This window comes from Faecalibacterium sp. BCRC 81149, from assembly GCF_022750605.1.
Taxonomy (GTDB): domain Bacteria; phylum Bacillota; class Clostridia; order Oscillospirales; family Ruminococcaceae; genus Faecalibacterium; species Faecalibacterium duncaniae.
The window spans coordinates 337,749-354,793 of sequence record NZ_QXJA01000002.1; the positions used below are offsets into that span (position 1 = coordinate 337,749).

Consider the following 17,045-nt stretch of genomic DNA (forward strand, 5'->3'; position numbering starts at 1 on the left):
AGAGTGTTAAGACAGGGTATGACAATTTGTTTGTCAATGTAAATCCAGTTAAGCTTTCACAAACTTGAAAATATCCGTGTGTCGCGCGGAAACAAATGACATTAATTTCGGATATTTCAATGTGAAATACAGTTGGACGGGCAAATAAATATCTTCACTGGAATGATTGGCTTTTGCTGAAAGAGATGGGAGTAAAGGAATACGACTGGGGAGGGATTGCTTCATGCGATGAACCAAATGGAATTGATCGATTTAAGATGCCATTTGGTGGACGATACAACGAGGATTATAAACTTTATGCTGCTTTTTTTTTTACGTGCAAAAGTATAGCAAAAGATGCGAAAAATGATGAGTAAGTGAGCGCAAATTAATAGAATTGCAATTTTTTTGGGGAAACAAAAATGGAACAGTACAAAAACAAATATTGGGATGAAAATAGGGATGTAAAAATAACTGTTTTGACCCCGACATATAATCGAAAAGATACGCTGTTAAGGACAATCCGGTCAATCGAAAACCAGGTTTTTTCAGACTGGGAGTATATCATTGTAAATGATGGGTCGACAGATAGTACAGATAAAGTGGTAGAACAATTTATGCAGACCACAAAACATCCAGTGCTGTATATTAAGAAGGAGAATGGTGGAGTACATACAGCAAGAAATATTGGCTTTAAAAATGCGCGAGGAGAACTTTTGATAAATCTGGATTCAGATGATGAGTTGGTTCCAGAAGCGTTGAAGGTCTTTTGGGATACATGGGAAAAAATTCCACATATTGATAAGGCAAAGTACCGGGAAGTGGTTGCACAATGCAAAGATGAATCTGGAAAGAGAGTAGGTCAACCTTTTCCCCAAAATATAAATCAGCTTCCATGGGATAAGGCGCGGAAGATTTGTTATGAATCTGGTGAAGAACATGTTGCGTGCTTTGTAGCAGATGTTATGAAAAGAAATCTATTCCCGGAACCAGAGGGTGTAACCTTTATGACGGAGAATATTCTGTGGCGAAAGTTGGATCAAACATATTGTGCGTATTACATTAATGATATGTTGAGAATTTATCATCAAGAAGGTAATGATCACTTGTCGTCTGGACTTTCCGCAGGGCATAAAAAGACAATTCAAAATTGTAAAAATGCACTATGGGAGAGTACACAGTTTCTTAATGATTGGAAAATTTATCAGGATGGCGGAAGCTATGCAAAAGAGTTGCTGAGATACTGTATCATGAACCATATTTTGCGTCAGGATGCGACACAACAGAAATTTCGAAAAGGATGTGCACTAAAGGGAGTAAAAAACAAGTGTCTGTTTTATCTGATGTGGTTTCCCTCAATATCTGCGGCAAAGCTCTATCAAAAGAAAAAAATGAAGAGATGAAATTTAAAGATGAGAAAAATTTTAGTTCGATTTGATGATATCTGCCCAACGATGGATTGGAGTCAGTGGAATCGTGCGATGAAAATTTTGAAGCTGTATCACGTGAAACCGCTGATAGGTGTAATTCCAGACTGTCAAGATCCAGATTTATTAATTGATCCACCGCAGAGGGATTTTTGGGATTACCTTAAGTCGTTACAGGCTGATGGTTTTGCAATTGCAATGCACGGATATCTTCATGTATATGACACAGCTGTACGTGGAATTGTGAATGATACATTCCGTTCGGAATTTGCTGGACATAGCTATGAGGAGCAATATGAAAAAAATCGAAAAGGAAAAGAAATACTGGCTTCTCATGGAATCCAAACAGACATTTTCTTTGCACCAGCACATTCCTATGATGAAAATACTTTAAGGGCACTATCCGCAAATGGCTTTAAATACGTTTCAGACGGAAAAAGCAGTAAGCCATTTGTTCATGAAGGGATTATATGTATTCCGTGTCGATCAGGTGGGTGCCCTCGAATTGGAAAATATGGATGTTATACGGCTGTATTTCACGCGCATGAATGGAAACGACCAGATAAGAAAGATTGCTATGATCAGCTGAAAACTTTATGCGAAGAATATTCTGAGGAAATTGTAGATTTTAAAGAATATGCAAAACAAAAGACTGGAATTCCGTTTGTGGAATATATGGATGAAAAAATGTATATTTTCTATGAAAATAAGATAAAGGTAGCATTGCGCCCAATGGTTCATGTGATTAAATCAGTGTTAAGAAATATAAAAGAAAAAAATCAAAGGCTGGCTTGATAAATGGGTGTGTAAGAGAGCTTATATCACTGCCAATGGTCAATCCAAAAGTTTAAAAGGAGTTGTTTATATGCAGAGTAATGTTGTTTTCATTACCGGTTCCTCCGGTTTTATCGGCTCCAACCTTGCCAAACGCATCCTGACCACTGAGCCGGATACCAAGGTCATTGGTTTGGACAACATGAACGATTATTATGATGTTCGTATCAAGGCGGCTCGTCTGGCAGAGCTTCAGAAGTTCGAGAACTATACCTTTATCAAGGGCAACCTTGCGGATAAAGTTCTCATCAACAGTATTTTTGAGCAGTATCACCCAGACATTGTGGTCAATCTGGGCGCTCAGGCTGGTGTTCGCTATTCCATCACCAACCCGGATGCCTACATCGAGAGCAACGTGATTGGCTTCTATAACATTCTGGAAGCCTGCCGCCACTATCCCGTGGAGCATCTGGTGTATGCATCTTCCAGCTCCGTCTACGGTAGCAATAAGAAGGTGCCCTACTCCACCGACGATAAGGTGGACAACCCGGTATCCCTGTATGCGGCCACCAAGAAGTCCAATGAGCTGATGGCACACGCTTACTCCAAACTCTACAACATTCCCTCCACCGGTCTGAGGTTCTTCACGGTGTATGGCCCTGCCGGTCGTCCGGACATGGCATATTTTGGATTTACCAATAAGCTGGTGAACGGCGAAACCATTAAGATCTTCAACTACGGCAACTGCAAACGTGACTTTACCTATGTGGACGATATCGTAGAAGGCGTTGTCCGCGTGATGGCAAAGGCTCCGGAAAAGAAGAACGGCGAGGATGGCTTGCCCATTCCGCCCTATGCAGTCTACAACATTGGCAACTCTAATCCGGAAAACTTGCTGGATTTTGTGCAGATTCTGTCTGAGGAGTTAGTACGTGCCGGTGTGCTGCCTGCGGACTATAATTTTGAGGCACATAAGGAACTGGTGCCCATGCAGCCCGGCGATGTGCCTGTCACCTTTGCAGACACCGAGCCGCTGGAGCGTGATTTTGGCTTTAAGCCTCATACTCCGCTGCGCGATGGCCTGCGGAAGTTTGCTGAGTGGTATAAAAAGTTCTATATGGAATAAAGCGGTGGGAGGAATTATATGCGCTGCGAGGAAAGATTCTACGAAATATATGGAAAAGATCCCGTGGGCATCAGCTTTTGCCCCTATCGGATTTGCCCTATTGGTGCCCATAGTGATCACAACTTAGGAAAGATCACAGGACTTGCGATTGATAAAGGAATCCATATTGCATACAAGCCAAAGATGAATGGCGTTGTTGAAATGTGCAGCCTGCAATTTCCCAAACGTGCGCAGTGGCACATCCGTGAAATTGGGGAAAAGACGGGTGACTGGGCAGATTATCTGCGAGGTGCAACCTGGGCTTTGAGCAATCGGTTTCCGCTGACAGTTGGTCTCTGTGGAGTGATAGAAGGTTCTTTGCCTATCGGAGGGCTTTCTTCCTCTGCAGCTGTGATTCTGTCTTTTTTGGAGGCGCTATGTCAGGTCAATGGAATCAAGCTGAGTTCTTCAGCGCTGATCAGCATTGCGTTCGAGGCAGAAAAAAAATATGTGGGTGTTAATGTAGGAACCCTGGATCAGAGCTGCGAGGTTCTGAGTAAAAAAGACCACTTGCTGTATCTGGACTGCAAAGATAACAGCTACGAGCTGATTCCCACGAATCCCAACATGAAGCCCTACAAGATTGCGGTATTTTTCAGCGGTTTGGAGCACAGCTTGGCTGGCTCTAAATACAATATGCGAGTGGATGAGTTGCGTTCAGGCATTTACGCCTTGCAGGCTTTTGCGGGTCTTGACTACGGAAAGTTCAATGAAGCTAACGCCCGGGATGTTTCGTATGAGATCTACCAGACCTATAAAGATAAGCTGCCGGTGCAATGGGCAAAACGTTGTGAACATTGGTATACCGAGTTCAAGCGTGTGGAAGCTGGTGCGGAAGCATGGCGGCGAGGCGATTTGGAGGAGTATGGACGCCTGTCCTTTGAATCTGGCTGGAGCAGCATCCACAACTGGGAGTCCGGTGCGCCGGAGCAGATCAAACTCTACGAGATTATGAGGGAGACCGCTGGCATTTACGGTGGACGTTTCAGTGGCGCTGGCTTCAAAGGATGCTGTATGGCGCTGATTGACCCCAACAAGGTGGATAACATTCAGGAGGAAGTGGAGCGAAAGTATCTCACTGCATTCCCGGAGATGTGTGGTAAGTACAGTTTCCATCTGTGCGAGAGTGCGGACGGCGTAGGGCATAAGACGGAGGACTAATATGAAGTGCTTGATTTTGGGCGCGGGATACGCAACCCGCCTATATCCCTTGACCGAGAACTTTCCCAAACCCTTGCTGAAGGTAGGGGATAAGACCATCTTGGACTGGCTGGTGGATGACATTGATACCGCTGGTTTGGTAGATACCTATGTGGTCATCAGCAATCACAAGTATGCCCATCATTTTGAAAACTGGGCGGCTACCAAGAAGCAAAATATTCAGGTGGTAGACGATGGAACCAGCAGCAATGAGACCCGGCTTGGTGCTGTGTGTGACGTGCAATTTGCCATTGACCAGCTGGGGCTGGACGATGACCTGCTGGTGATCGCCGGCGACAATGTGCTGGATTTCTCTCTTTCCAAATTTGTGGCTTATGCCCAACAGAAGAAAACCTCCTGTATAATGCGCTATTATGAACCAGAGGAAAAGAAGCTCATAAAGTGCGGTGTGGTGGAGCTCGACGATCAGGACAAGATCCTTTCCATGGAAGAAAAGCCTGCCCAGCCCAAGAGCCACTGGTGCTGCCCTCCCTTCTATGTGTACACTCGGGCAGATGCCAGAAAGGTCAAAGATGCAATTGCACAGAAGAAGTGTGGTACCGATGCTCCGGGCAGCTTTATTGCATGGCTGTGCACGGTAGCGGATGTGCATGCTATGGAGATGCCGGGCAAGCGGTATGACATTGGCAATCTGGAAAGCTATCAGCAGGTTCAGCAGGAGTATCAGGGAATCAAGGCATAAAAGACAACACAGTGAGATTCTGTGGCTAGAATATAAGTTGAAATTATTAGATTTGAATTGATACTAGAGGGCTTCAGATGATTACTATTGATGAGGCGGCAAAGAAGTGGAGCTGCAGCAAAAATACGGTTTTGTCTTATGTTTATAAAAGATACATTACTGGCATGTGTGTAGATGGCGAGACGCTGCTGTTACCCGATATTGAAAAGCCTTATATTCCGCGCAAACGTATCGACGGCAGTTTGGATTATTACAGGGCACTCTTGCGAACAATTCAGAGAGAACGGTTTATTGATGAGCATATATTAGGCATATCCAAAGAAAAGTTTAATGCATGCATAGAAGAACTCGAGAGTGCGGGATATATAAAAAAAGTGGAGCCGGATGCAGGCATATCGGGACATATTTTGACGGCAAAGGGAAACGATGAACTAAACAGGAAAAGAGAAATATCAATTATAAAAGAGTTGAGTCTCCAGCCTCAGATTGGTTTAATAAATGTTCAAAATTCGTTCAGTGGATCTGTTGTATAAGATAAGATCGTTATCCCTGTGAAAGGGAAACTGAGAAAATGTCGGCCAGCGGTGTAAGTGCAGATGAGATCCTCGCAAAGCTGAAATAAATATTTTAGAGCCGTGTGAATCAGTCGGAGCGTAGAGTTATAGCTCTGGCAGTTCACGCGGTTTTCTTATATAAATGGTAATTGGTGTGACTCGGAACGAATAGAACTGTTCCATATCGAACGAAATGATTACATTTCCCGCACCATGGCTCAAAATCACGTCCGGAGAAATTTCAGTTAATCAGCAGGAACATGTTGGCAATCTAGCTGTCATAGAGCTTCTGGGGAGAGTGCCTGGGAGAGCTGCTGCCCCGGCGGAAGCCCTAGGCCTCAGGCGCTCGAACCGTGGAATACCGTAAGAATATACGCTGAAATCTGAAAAATGCAGGTCAGAAGCGAAACGGATTGAATCCTTGCAAATGACGCTGAAACGTGATATAATCGTAGTACGAACAAACCGGTTTTGGTACGACAACGGTATGTTCTGGTACTGTAACTGTTGTTACGAAACTGTGAAGAACTACTTGGAAAAGTGCAAAAATTCAGCGTAGCTGCGACGACACCTATCAGGTTCAGGTCGTGTCCTGGTACGACAACGAGAACTCCTACACCTCTCAGATGGTTCGTACCATTAAGTACTTCGCTGAGAACTGCTGATCGGAGTTTCTCCTGAGCTGAATAAAGCTTGACTGCGCCCTTTCTCTTGTGTGATGCGAGAGAAAGGGCGCTTTTTGCTGACCATTTTGGGCGCGATAAGGCGCTTTCGTAAAATGGCGCGATCCATTTGTAGTGATCCGACAAATGCAGCACGCATTCGATCTCCATCTATTGCAACCCTTCTCCCGATATGATAAAATGGTAAAAATAAATGGAGACAACGAAACAGTATGATTACGAAACGTGAAAAACTGCAGTATGGATACCTGTTTCTGATTGATCTGCTCTCTCTGGTTCTCAGCATTGGGCTGGCGTGGGGGCTGACCGCAGGTGTTCTGCACAAGATGGGAGACTTCCAGCTGGACGATCTGGTAGAGGCCTGTTTCTTGTTGCTGCTGGCCTATATTCTGACTTTTTTTACATTTGATCAGAGCGAAAATATCGTGAACCGCACGCCGGTCCGTGAAGTTGAAATTGCGGTGCGGTTCAATTTTTTGCTGACCCTCATTGATGCGGCCTGTCTGGCGCTGACCAAGGCTCCCATGCTGCACTCCCGCTATTTTCTGGTGTTTGTGCCCGTCATCGATGTCTTTGTGATGACGGGCGCTCATGCTGTCCTCAAAAAGATGCTGGTGCGCTCCCGCTATACCAAGGGGATCCAGAGCCTTGTGGGGGTGGTGACCACGCAGGAAAACGCAAGCCCTATCCTGGAAGAATTGAAAAAGGACTGGTCCAAGCGTGTGACCGGCCTTGCCATTCTGGAAGCTGCCCCGGAGCAGCTTCACACTGAGATCGATGGGGTGAAGATCGAGGCGAACTTCGATAATTTCATGGACTGGCTGCGGCAGGCAGCGCTGGATGAAGTGTATCTGGATGTGGCGCAGGAGAGCGAGGAAAACATGCTGCCCTACCTCGAGGAGATGGAGAGCATGGGCCTGACGGTCCATTTTCGCCTGCCGGTGCTGGATCGGATCGAAAAAGCCTGCTGCGATGAGACCAGTGCAGTGCGCATCAGCCGGGAACTGAGCCGCTGTGCGGGCGGCAATGTTGTGACGATGGGCACGGTGGAACTCAAGCTGCGGGATCAGGTGCTGAAGCGGACCATGGATATCGTAGGCGGCATCGTGGGGTGTATCATCAGCATCCCCATCATTGCGTTGGTGGCCATTCCGCTCAAGCTGGAAAGCCCCGGCCCGCTGATCTTCAAGCAGCGCCGGGTGGGCCGGAATGGACGTGTGTTCTACATCCACAAGCTGCGCAGCATGTATGTGGACGCGGAGGCACGCAAAAAGGAGCTGATGGCCCAGAACGAAATGAACGGCCTGATGTTCAAGATGGAGGATGATCCCCGAATCACCCGGGTGGGGCGCTTTATCCGGCGCACCAGCATCGATGAGCTGCCGCAGTTTTTTGACGTTGTGCGGGGCTCCATGAGCCTGGTGGGTACCCGTCCGCCCACGCTGGATGAGTACCGGCAGTACGAGAGCCATCACAAGCGCCGCCTTTCCATGAAGCCGGGAATTACCGGCCTGTGGCAGGTAAGCGGCCGCAGCGATATTGATGATTTTGAAGAAGTGGTCAAGCTGGATGTCCAGTACATCGACAACTGGTCCATCTGGATGGATATCTACCTGCTGTTCAGGACGGTGGGCGTTGTGTTTGACCGGAAAGGGGCAAAATGAATTATATTCTTTTTGGTGGGTCCGGTTTTATCGGCACCCATCTCATTCATTTGCTGCTGAGGGAATGCGTCAGACCCGGCGACGTGATCTACGACCTGGATCTTGTGATGCCCGGGGAAGAGGGCGTGGTGCCGGGCGTTGTGGAAAAGAACGATGGGGTGCAGTATATCCGGCTGGATGTGCGCAAGCCCATCGATTTTGAGTTCGTTCCGACTCCGGAGGATGTGATCTTTGATCTGGCAGCGGTCCACCGCACCCCCGGCCACCCGGAAGAAGCCTATTTTGAAACAAATATCCGGGGTGCGGAAAATGTGACCGCATTTGCGGAAAAATACGGCATCCGGAAGATCCTGTTCACCAGCTCCATTGCACCCTATGGCGCGTCTGAGGACCTCAAGACGGAGGAGACTCTGCCAACGCCCAACACGCCGTATGGGATCAGCAAGCTGGTGGCAGAAAAGATCCACCAGATCTGGCAGGCCCGTGATCCGGCCCGGGAGCTGACCATCGTGCGGCCGGGCATTGTTTATGGCAAAGGGGAGCACGGCAACATGACCCGCCTGTACAGGGGGCAGAAGAAGGGCTACTTTTTCTATGCCGGCCGGAAGGACACCATCAAGGCGTGCATCTACGTCAAGGAGCTGGTGCGCTTCTTCAAGTACCGGATGCTGGATCATTCCTTCCCCGGAGCAGAGATCTATAACTGTACCTACGAGCCGGCCTATACCATTGAAGAGATCTGCGATGCAATGCAGAAGGCGACCGGCCTGCACCGCCATGTGCCGTTGGTGCCCGCCGGACTGCTGCTGTTTGCGGCGGGCATTCTGGGACCCATCGGGGGCAAAAAGGTGGGCATCCATCCCGCCCGTGTCCGGAAACTGATGGTATCCACCAATGTCTGCGGCAGAAAGCTGGCCGCCACCGATTACAGGTTCCACTATACGCTGGAGGAGAGCTTCCGGGACTGGTTCGAGGATTGTGACCGCAAGGAGCTGGTATGACCATGGAGCAGAATGCACAGCCCATCCGTGTGGCCCAGATGATGACGGATATGAACTACGGCGGTGTGGAGATGGTGGTGATGAACTACTACCGCCACATGGACCGTTCCAGAGTTCAGTTCGATTTTTTCGCGCTGAAAGGCTCGACCCTGCCCCAGCGGGAAGAGATCGAACGGCTGGGCGGCCGGGTGTATGTGGTGCCAAAATATACCCACCTGCCGCAGTATGAACGGGAGATCGGGCGGCTGTTCCGTCAGAACGGATACCAGATCGTTCACTCCCACATGAACACCCTGAGCGTGCTTTCCCTCTGGGGGGCAAAGCGTGCAGGGGTGCCCAACCGGATCGCGCATAACCATTCTACGGTGGGCAGGGGAGAAGGGGCAAAAAATGTGATGAAGTACCTGCTCCGTCCCTTTGCCGCGGTGTATCCCACCCGGCTCTGTGCCTGCTCCAGAACGGCAGGCAGCTGGCTTTATGGCGAAAAGCCCTTCCGGGTGTTCAACAATGCCATTGAGCTCGACCGCTTTACTTATGATGCCTCCAAACGGAAAGCCGTCCGGCAGGAGCTTGGCCTGGGGGATGAACTGGTGCTGGGCCATGTCGGACGGTTCTGCTATGCCAAGAATCACGAATTTCTGCTGGATGTAATGGCAGAGGTCTGCAAACAACGGCCGGATGCCGTTTTACTGCTAATTGGAGAAGGGGAAAGCGAAGCCGCTGCCCGCCGGAAAGCGGAGGCGCTGGGGCTGCAGGAGAATGTCCGTTTTCTGGGCCGACAGAGCGATCCTGCAAAGTTCTATCAGGCCATGGATGCCTTTGTTCTGCCATCGCGGTATGAGGGGCTTGGGATCGTGCTGATCGAAGCACAAGCGGCGGCATTGCCGGTCATCTGTTCCACAGAGGTGCCGCAGGAGGCTCAGGTCCTGCCCGAGATGCAGTACCTGAGCTTGCGGGAAAGCCCGGCAGTCTGGGCGGATGCGGCGATCCGGGCTGCAGAAGATGCCCGGCGGCGGGACACCTCTGCTGAGATGCGGGCAGGCGGTTTTGATATCGTCACCGAGGCGAAGAAGCTGGAAGAGTTTTACTTCGACCTGCTGAAATGAGGAGATAAGATGGACCCTTTGGTAAGCATCGTTGTTCCTGTTTATAATGTAAAGCCATATCTGAACCGCTGTGTGGACAGTCTATTGGGGCAGAGCTATCAGAACATGGAGCTGCTGCTGGTGGACGACGGCTCCACCGATGGCAGCGAGGCCCTCTGTGATGAATATGCGGCACAGGATGCCCGGGTGCGGGTGCTCCACAAGAAAAATGGTGGTCTGTCCGATGCCCGCAACGCTGGTGTGGACGCGGCAAAGGGGGAATACCTCTCTTTTGTGGACGGCGATGACTGGGTGTCACCCTATTACATCGAGAACCTGTACCGGGCACTGGAGCAGGCGGGAGCGGATTTTTCAGCCAGCTGTTTTGAAGAGGTGTTCGAGGGCCAGCCGGTGCAGTCCGTGCCCACAGAGCGTCTGGAAGCATTCGAGATCCTGACCCGGGAGGAATGCCTGCGCCGCATCCTGTATCAGGAGGGCATGGAGGTGACCACCCCCACCAAGCTCTATAAGCGTGCACTGTTTGAGGGCGTGCGCTACCCGGTGGGCAAGCTCTATGAGGATATCCCGGTCGCCTACGAGGTGACAAAGCGTGCCCATAAGGCGGCACATATCGCAAACCGGGATTACTACTATTTCCAGCGGGGCAGCAGCATCCAGAATATGGTCTTCAACCCCAGAAAGCTGGACAGCGTGCGGCACTGCCACGCGCTGATGGAAAACGTAAAGCGTGATTTCCCCCAGTTGAGCCGTGCGGCGGAGTGCCGCTATCTGAGCAATGTCTGCAATATCCTGTTCCAAATCCAGGACAGGCAGCATGAAAAGATTGAAAAGGCCCTCTGGCAGGAAGTGAAAAAATACCGCCGGAACGTTCTGCTGGACCCGCAGGCCCGCAAAAAGGCCCGGCTGGCGGCGGCGCTCTCCTACAGCGGCTATGCCATGACCCGACGGGTCTATGAAAAAACGCAATGGCGTGGAAAAAAGTAAAGTGGAGGGATCCGGTTGGAGGAAAGAAAATCGCTTGTATCGGTCATTGTGCCGGTCTATAATGTTTATCCGTATCTGAGGGACTGTGTGCAGAGCGTGCAGGCGCAGAGTTACCAGAACTGGGAGCTGCTTTTGGTAGATGACGGCTCCACCGATGGCAGCGGAGAGCTTTGTGATGAACTGGCTGCGGAGGATGGCCGCATCCGGGTGTTCCATAAGCCCAATGGGGGGCAGTCCGATGCCCGGAATGTTGGGTTGAAACAGGCGCAGGGAAAATATTTTTACCTGCTGGACAGCGATGATCTGATCCGCTCCACGGCGCTTGCTCAGTTCGTGGAGCGCTGTGAGGCAGATGGTGCTGATGCAGCCCTGACCCCGCTGGAGATGTTCTCGACAGAGCAGCCGGAGGGGCGGACGGAAAATCCGCACCAGATCCCAGAGTTGCTGAACCGGGAAGAGACCATGCGCCGGATGCTGCTGCATCAGGGCATCGGGCATGGGGCAGGCGGCGTTTTCTTCCGGCGGGAGGTTTGGGGAGATCTGCAGTTTCCTGCGGGCATCCTGTACGAGGACTATGCGGTGATGTACCGTGCCATTGCCCGCTGTGCAAAAGTGGAAGTGTTTCCGGAACCGATGTACGATTACCGCATCCATACCGGTTCGACCATGAAGAGCGGCATTGCCGAGAAGAATCTGGTCATTCTGGATGTGGGCGAGGACGTGACCCGCTTTATTGCAGAAACGGTTCCGGTGCTGAAAGCAGAAGCGGAATACCTGCAGCTGGTTACATACCTGAAGACACTGAAAGGCATTCTGGATGGCGGCTTTGGCAGCTATCCGGAGGCTCAAGCACGGATCTGCCGGTTTGTGCAGGAGTACCGGGTGCTTGCCCGGCGGCCCTGGGCCAAAAAGGCAGACCGGATCAAGGTGGAAACACTTTTGATCAGCAAGCGGCTGTTCTATGCCGTTTATGGGCTGGGAGAATGGAAAAATAAACACACAGTCGAAAAATAAAATGGAGAAGTTATGCTGATTTATCTGGGAACCTTTGCTGCTTCTGTGGGCATTGCTGCCTATGGCGAGCACCTGCGGACGAAGAAAAACAACGAGAAGGGCTTTTATCTCTGCCTGGCGCTGGCGGTGCTGGTGATGGCGGTATTGGCAGGCTTGCGGGACCCGTCCATTGGCACGGACAGCGTGGTGTATGAGGGATGGATGACAGATGCAAAGCTGCAGGATGGTCTGCTGGCCTGCATCCGGCAGCGGTGCAAAACAGAGCCGCTGTTTATGACGCTGGTCTATCTGGCGGCCCATGTTTTTGGCGATGTCCATTGGCTTTACTTTATGGTGGACCTGTTGGCCTGCGGCCTGTTTATGATCGGGCTGGTGCAGTATAAGGAGTATGTCTCTGTGCCCTATGGCTGGCTGGCTTACCTCTGCCTGTATTATGGCGATACTTATAATGCCGAGCGGCAGTCTGTGGCGCTGGGGGTGGCATTTCTGGCGTTCAGCTTTGCGTGGAAGAAAAAGTATCACTGGGCGGTCCTACTGCTGGCGGTCTCCTGCCTGTTCCACAATGCCACCTTTATCTCGTTTGGTGCACTGCTGATCTATATCCTGCTTCAGCATTTCGACAACCGATGGGTCAAGGGTGGCCTGGCGGCATTTTCGGTCTACCTTGCCTTTTTCAGCAAGGCTGTGGTCAGGCTGGCCCTGAATGTGGACTTCATTGATCGACATTACGGATATTATTATGATGCCAATGCGGGCGGTTTCACGCTGAATCCCATCATTGTGCGTCTGCCGTTCCTGATCCTGCCCATTGTGCTGTACCGCTGGTACGCAAAAGAGGAAGGGGAGGGCCGCCGCCGCTTTACCCGCTCGGATGCTGATTTCTGGATCGTGATGATCCTGATCGAGATGGCAACGGCCCAGCTGCGCAACATCAATGTGCCGCTCTACCGCATCTGCCTGTATTTTGCGTTCTTCCGTTACCTCGCCATTGGCCGTGTGGTCAAGTGCGTGGAGGATGAGCGTCTGCGCAAGCTGCTGAAGGCTGCCATGTGGGGAATGCTGGTCATCATCTGGATCTATCAGGCGTATATTCAGGGCAACAATGCCATTTGCCCGTACACCTCGGAGATCCTCCACATCGGCAGAGAAACATTCTTCTGAGGGAACAGAACATGGAGACAGAGCTGATCAGTGTCATTGTTCCGGTCTACAATGTGGAGCGATATCTCCGCCGCTGCGTGGACAGCATCCTGCACCAGACCTATCAGGATCTTGAGGTCCTGCTGGTGGACGATGGTTCCACCGATGCCAGCGGAGCCATCTGCGACGAATATGCCGCACAGGAAGAACGTGTAACGGCAGTCCACCAGAAAAACGGGGGACTCTCTGCAGCGCGCAACACAGGGCTCGAACGGGCACAGGGAACGTATCTCTGCTTTGTGGACAGTGATGACTTTCTGGACAGCCGGATGCTGGAAACGCTTTGCCGTGACCTGCAGGAACAGAATGCGGATGTTGCTGTGGTGGGCTTCCGGATGTTTGAACGGGAAGAAGAGCTTGCCCCGGCTGAACTCACCGTACCGGTGCAGTGCATGACAGGCCGGGAAGCCATCCGCAGCACCCTTGTCTCGGATGAGCTGGGGGATTTTGCCTGGAACAAGCTCTACAAGCGGGAGCTGTTCCGGGATGTCCGCTATCCGCTGGGCCGGATGATGGAGGATCAGGGTACGACATACCGCATTTTTCAGCAGTGCAGCAAGGTCGCATACCGTCCGGTGCCGCTGTATTATTACTATCAGCGCCCGGACAGCATCCTTCACCGCAGGAACATGAAGTTCTACGAGGATAAGCTGGATATGGGCTACCAGAAGTACCGGGCCATCCGGGAAGCGTACCCGGGAATGCCGGAGAATGATGCCGCCATGCTGAGCGTGGTGGAGCACTGCTATCCGTATCTGATGCAGGACACGGAGCGCCGCGCAAAGATGGAGGCCTTTCTGCAGGAGTGTGACCCGGCGGCGGCAAAGCTGCTCTGCACCAGCAGCCAGCGGAAGTATCAGTTGCTCAGATGCAGCCGGAGGCTGTATGCAAAACTGTTCCTGCTGAAAAACGGCCCGGCGGCAAAATAAGGGAGGAGAATTTGTGCTGAACGATACCGTCAGTATCATTGTGCCGATCTATAACAAAGAAAAGTATCTGGAAAAATGTCTGGACAGCATCCTTGGTCAGACCTATCGGGATCTGGAGATCATTCTGGTGGATGATGGGTCAACAGACAACTCCCTTGCCATCTGCCAGCGCTACGCGGAAAAAGATCCGCGGATCAAGATATACCATAAGTCAAACGGTGGTGTTTCCTCTGCGCGAAATCTGGGATTGGAAAAAAGTACAGGCACACTGATTTCTTTTGCTGACCCGGATGATTCGCTCCATGCCGAGTGCATAGAGCGGCTCAAAAGAGTGCTAGATGAGACCGGTGCGGAGATTGCTTATTGCTACGGTCTGGATCTTCTGGGCACGACCGGACTAACCCAGACAAAGAGCGATGAGACGGAGAAAGTCAGTGTTATGCCGGTCAGACGATATGACTGGAACAGCCGGAAGGCACATACAGTGTGCTGGGGTGCGCTTTACCGCCGTGCGGTCACACAAGATGTTGTGTTCGATATTGACTTGAAAATTGGTGAGGATACGCTGTTTCTTGCAAAATGTATCCGAAAGGCAGAAAAAATTTCCTGCATCGACAAGGCACTTTACTATTACTATGTCAACGATGACTCGGTGACGAGCGGGCATTATTCGGCAGGAAAACTGACAGAGCTGAAGGCATGGCGGCGTATCTGTGAAGTGTTTGTAGATGAACCGTTCGTGTACCGGTCTGCACGGGCCGGATATGCGCTGCGGTGCAGAGAAATTGTGGTGAAATACTGCAAGGATGATGCTTTTATGGAGCAGGCGTGTGCCGAAGCGGAACGGGAGTTTAAGAGAAATGCCGGCCCCCTTCTGGCAGGCTGGCTTCGTGCAGGGCAGTATCGGTATTTTATAAAAACGTTGTATTCGTATCTGCTCTGGAACAGCTGGCTGAAAAAGAAACAGGCCAGAAAAACTTACGAAGTGGAGATCTGAATGAAAAAGTCCCTCAGTCTGAATGCGGCAATGAGCGCATTCAAAACATTGATGAATATCATCTTTCCGCTGATCACATTCCCCTACGCTTCCAATGTTCTTCAGGTGGAAAACCTGGGCAAAGTGAACTTTGCAAGCTCCGTCTGCGGGTATTTTCTGCTGTTTGCAGGCCTTGGCATCTCCTCCTATGCGGTGCGTGAGGGGTCCCGCTATGTGAACGACCGGGAAAAACTGTCGGCTTTTGCATCGGAGATGTTCTCCATCAATATGATCTCCACGGCCCTGACCTATGCGGCATTGGCGGTGACGATGCTTTTCTGGACAAAGCTCCATGCCTATACCGACCTGATGTTGGTACTGAGTTTACAGATCTTATTCACGACCATCGGCACCGAATGGGTGTTCACGATCTTTGAGGAGTATACCTATATCACCATCCGAGGTCTGCTGTTTCAGGTGCTGTCTATTTTCATGCTGTTTGCCTTCGTCAAGACCCGGGATGACTACTGCATCTATGCGGGCATCACGGTGTTTGCGGCGGTAGGTGCCAATGTGCTCAACTTTTTCCGGGTCCGGCGGTACTGCACCATCTGGCTGACAAGAAGGATCGACTGGAAAAAGCACCTCAAGCCAATCCTCATCATCTTTGCATCCACGCTGGCAACGACCCTTTATGTCAGCTCGGATACCACGATCCTGGGCATTCTGGGAACAGATTACAATGTGGGCATTTACTCGGTGGCGGGTAAGATCTATGGCATTGTAAAGAACCTGCTTTCGGCGGTGCTGGTGGTGTCCATCCCGCGGCTGTCCCATTATGCGGGCGTGGGAGACAAGGCAAACTTCAACAAGCTGTTCAACAATATCTTCAACGCGCTCATCGTGGTGGTGGCTCCGGCTGTGGTGGGACTGTTTGCCCTCAGCCGGGAGGTCGTCCTCTTTATTTCCGGGGAAAGCTATCTGGATGCGGTGATGCCACTGCAGATCCTGAGCCTTGCCCTGATCGTCTGTCTGTTTGGCTGGCTGTACAATTCCTGCGCGCTTCTGCCCTGCGGAAGAGAAAAGGAACTGTTCTGGATCACGCTGGTCAGCGGTCTGCTGAACGTGGGGCTGAACATCCTGCTCATCCCGCGGTTCCGGGAGAATGCGGCGGCCTTTACCACCCTGCTGGCAGAGCTGTGCTCCATGGTGCTCTGTATCCGCTGCTCCAGGGGTCTGGTCACGGTCTCAGCTGACCGGCGCACCGTTGGCTCGGTGCTCTGCGGCTGTGTGGGCATCGTTCTTGTCTGTACCGGGGTCAAGGCACTGGCTCTGCCCAATCTCGTCTCCATTCTGGCGGCGGTGCTGGGCGCAGTGGCTGCATACGCGGTCATCCTGCTGGGCATGAAAAATCCGCTGGTGCTGGAATATCTGGAAAAAGCGAAGCAGAAGCTCCGGAAAATATCCTGAATGGACAGACCCGCTGCGGGGGGCGAACACTCCCTGCGGCGGGACTTTTTCAGAAAAAACGGCGCTTTTTGGTGCGTTCCGGCAAAATCACCACATTTCTTTGCTTCTGCAACAAATGTTTGTTAATAAATTATCCATCTCCCATCCTTGCAATACACACGCTTTTTGTTTATAATAAGGATGTACGGGGAAGTTCGCAGTGCGCGGCCCCCGATG

General features: G+C 51.0%; 16 protein-coding genes. All 16 read left to right on the top strand.

Annotated features, from left to right (window positions below; genetic code table 11):
* Positions 1-173: 173 nt before the first annotated feature.
* Positions 174-356: a hypothetical protein gene (locus D3F01_RS04470; RefSeq protein WP_242886157.1), complete on the top strand. Its 183-nt coding sequence runs from the start codon at positions 174-176 to the stop codon at positions 354-356.
* A 45-nt stretch (positions 357-401) separates the two neighbouring features.
* Positions 402-1,382 carry a glycosyltransferase family A protein gene (locus D3F01_RS04475; protein WP_242886159.1) on the top strand — a complete coding sequence of 327 codons (981 nt, stop codon included), beginning with the start codon at positions 402-404 and terminating at the stop codon, positions 1,380-1,382.
* 9 nt (positions 1,383-1,391) lie between these two features.
* On the top strand, positions 1,392-2,201 hold the full coding sequence (locus D3F01_RS04480) for a DUF2334 domain-containing protein (protein WP_242886161.1): 810 nt from the start codon (positions 1,392-1,394) through the stop codon (positions 2,199-2,201).
* 70 nt (positions 2,202-2,271) lie between these two features.
* Positions 2,272-3,306, top strand: coding sequence for an NAD-dependent epimerase/dehydratase family protein (locus tag D3F01_RS04485; protein ID WP_242886163.1), 1,035 nt, complete (start codon positions 2,272-2,274; stop codon positions 3,304-3,306).
* Between the two features lie 18 nt (positions 3,307-3,324).
* On the top strand, positions 3,325-4,506 hold the full coding sequence (locus tag D3F01_RS04490; protein WP_242886165.1) for a galactokinase family protein: 1,182 nt from the start codon (positions 3,325-3,327) through the stop codon (positions 4,504-4,506).
* A 1-nt stretch (position 4,507) separates the two neighbouring features.
* Entirely contained in the window at positions 4,508-5,248 is a 741-nt protein-coding gene (locus D3F01_RS04495; RefSeq protein ID WP_242886167.1) for a sugar phosphate nucleotidyltransferase, read from the top strand.
* Positions 5,249-5,325: 77 nt separating this feature from the next.
* Positions 5,326-5,781 carry a hypothetical protein gene (locus D3F01_RS04500; RefSeq protein ID WP_156058405.1) on the top strand — a complete coding sequence of 152 codons (456 nt, stop codon included), beginning with the start codon at positions 5,326-5,328 and terminating at the stop codon, positions 5,779-5,781.
* A gap of 916 nt (positions 5,782-6,697) precedes the next feature.
* Positions 6,698-8,149 carry a sugar transferase gene (locus D3F01_RS04505; RefSeq protein ID WP_242886169.1) on the top strand — a complete coding sequence of 484 codons (1,452 nt, stop codon included), beginning with the start codon at positions 6,698-6,700 and terminating at the stop codon, positions 8,147-8,149.
* Positions 8,146-9,150, top strand: a complete 1,005-nt coding sequence (locus D3F01_RS04510) for an NAD-dependent epimerase/dehydratase family protein (RefSeq protein WP_242886177.1) — start codon at positions 8,146-8,148, stop codon at positions 9,148-9,150. The genes D3F01_RS04505 and D3F01_RS04510 overlap by 4 nt, the downstream gene beginning before the upstream one ends.
* Positions 9,151-9,152: 2 nt before the next feature.
* Entirely contained in the window at positions 9,153-10,256 is a 1,104-nt protein-coding gene (locus tag D3F01_RS04515; RefSeq protein WP_242886180.1) for a glycosyltransferase family 1 protein, read from the top strand.
* Between the two features lie 9 nt (positions 10,257-10,265).
* Positions 10,266-11,240, top strand: coding sequence for a glycosyltransferase (locus D3F01_RS04520; RefSeq protein WP_242886188.1), 975 nt, complete (start codon positions 10,266-10,268; stop codon positions 11,238-11,240).
* A 15-nt stretch (positions 11,241-11,255) separates the two neighbouring features.
* Complete coding sequence (locus D3F01_RS04525) at positions 11,256-12,254, top strand: glycosyltransferase family 2 protein (protein WP_242886190.1); 999 nt, start codon at positions 11,256-11,258, stop codon at positions 12,252-12,254.
* Between the two features lie 12 nt (positions 12,255-12,266).
* Positions 12,267-13,415 (top strand): EpsG family protein, encoded by a 1,149-nt coding sequence (locus D3F01_RS04530; protein WP_242886192.1) that lies wholly within the window; start codon positions 12,267-12,269, stop codon positions 13,413-13,415.
* An 11-nt stretch (positions 13,416-13,426) separates the two neighbouring features.
* Complete coding sequence (locus D3F01_RS04535; protein ID WP_242886194.1) at positions 13,427-14,383, top strand: glycosyltransferase; 957 nt, start codon at positions 13,427-13,429, stop codon at positions 14,381-14,383.
* A 13-nt stretch (positions 14,384-14,396) separates the two neighbouring features.
* Entirely contained in the window at positions 14,397-15,380 is a 984-nt protein-coding gene (locus D3F01_RS04540) for a glycosyltransferase (RefSeq protein WP_242886196.1), read from the top strand.
* The gene (locus D3F01_RS04545; protein ID WP_242886198.1) at positions 15,381-16,829 is read left to right on the top strand and encodes a flippase; all 1,449 of its coding nucleotides are present in this window, start codon (positions 15,381-15,383) and stop codon (positions 16,827-16,829) included.
* The last annotated feature ends 216 nt before the right edge of the window (positions 16,830-17,045 follow it).

Excerpts from the sequence above, each read along its gene's own strand:
- D3F01_RS04485 (WP_242886163.1), top strand. The coding sequence starts at position 2,272 with ATGCAGAGTAATGTTGTTTTCATTACCGGTTCCTCCGGTTTTATCGGC.
- D3F01_RS04505 (WP_242886169.1), top strand. The coding sequence starts at position 6,698 with ATGATTACGAAACGTGAAAAACTGCAGTATGGATACCTGTTTCTGATT.
- D3F01_RS04495 (WP_242886167.1), top strand. The coding sequence starts at position 4,508 with ATGAAGTGCTTGATTTTGGGCGCGGGATACGCAACCCGCCTATATCCC.
- D3F01_RS04535 (WP_242886194.1), top strand. The coding sequence starts at position 13,427 with ATGGAGACAGAGCTGATCAGTGTCATTGTTCCGGTCTACAATGTGGAG.
- D3F01_RS04490 (WP_242886165.1), top strand. The coding sequence starts at position 3,325 with ATGCGCTGCGAGGAAAGATTCTACGAAATATATGGAAAAGATCCCGTG.
- D3F01_RS04475 (WP_242886159.1), top strand. The coding sequence starts at position 402 with ATGGAACAGTACAAAAACAAATATTGGGATGAAAATAGGGATGTAAAA.
- D3F01_RS04510 (WP_242886177.1), top strand. The coding sequence starts at position 8,146 with ATGAATTATATTCTTTTTGGTGGGTCCGGTTTTATCGGCACCCATCTC.
- D3F01_RS04530 (WP_242886192.1), top strand. The coding sequence starts at position 12,267 with ATGCTGATTTATCTGGGAACCTTTGCTGCTTCTGTGGGCATTGCTGCC.
- D3F01_RS04500 (WP_156058405.1), top strand. The coding sequence starts at position 5,326 with ATGATTACTATTGATGAGGCGGCAAAGAAGTGGAGCTGCAGCAAAAAT.
- D3F01_RS04515 (WP_242886180.1), top strand. The coding sequence starts at position 9,153 with ATGGAGCAGAATGCACAGCCCATCCGTGTGGCCCAGATGATGACGGAT.
- D3F01_RS04480 (WP_242886161.1), top strand. The coding sequence starts at position 1,392 with ATGAGAAAAATTTTAGTTCGATTTGATGATATCTGCCCAACGATGGAT.
- D3F01_RS04520 (WP_242886188.1), top strand. The coding sequence starts at position 10,266 with ATGGACCCTTTGGTAAGCATCGTTGTTCCTGTTTATAATGTAAAGCCA.
- D3F01_RS04545 (WP_242886198.1), top strand. The coding sequence starts at position 15,381 with ATGAAAAAGTCCCTCAGTCTGAATGCGGCAATGAGCGCATTCAAAACA.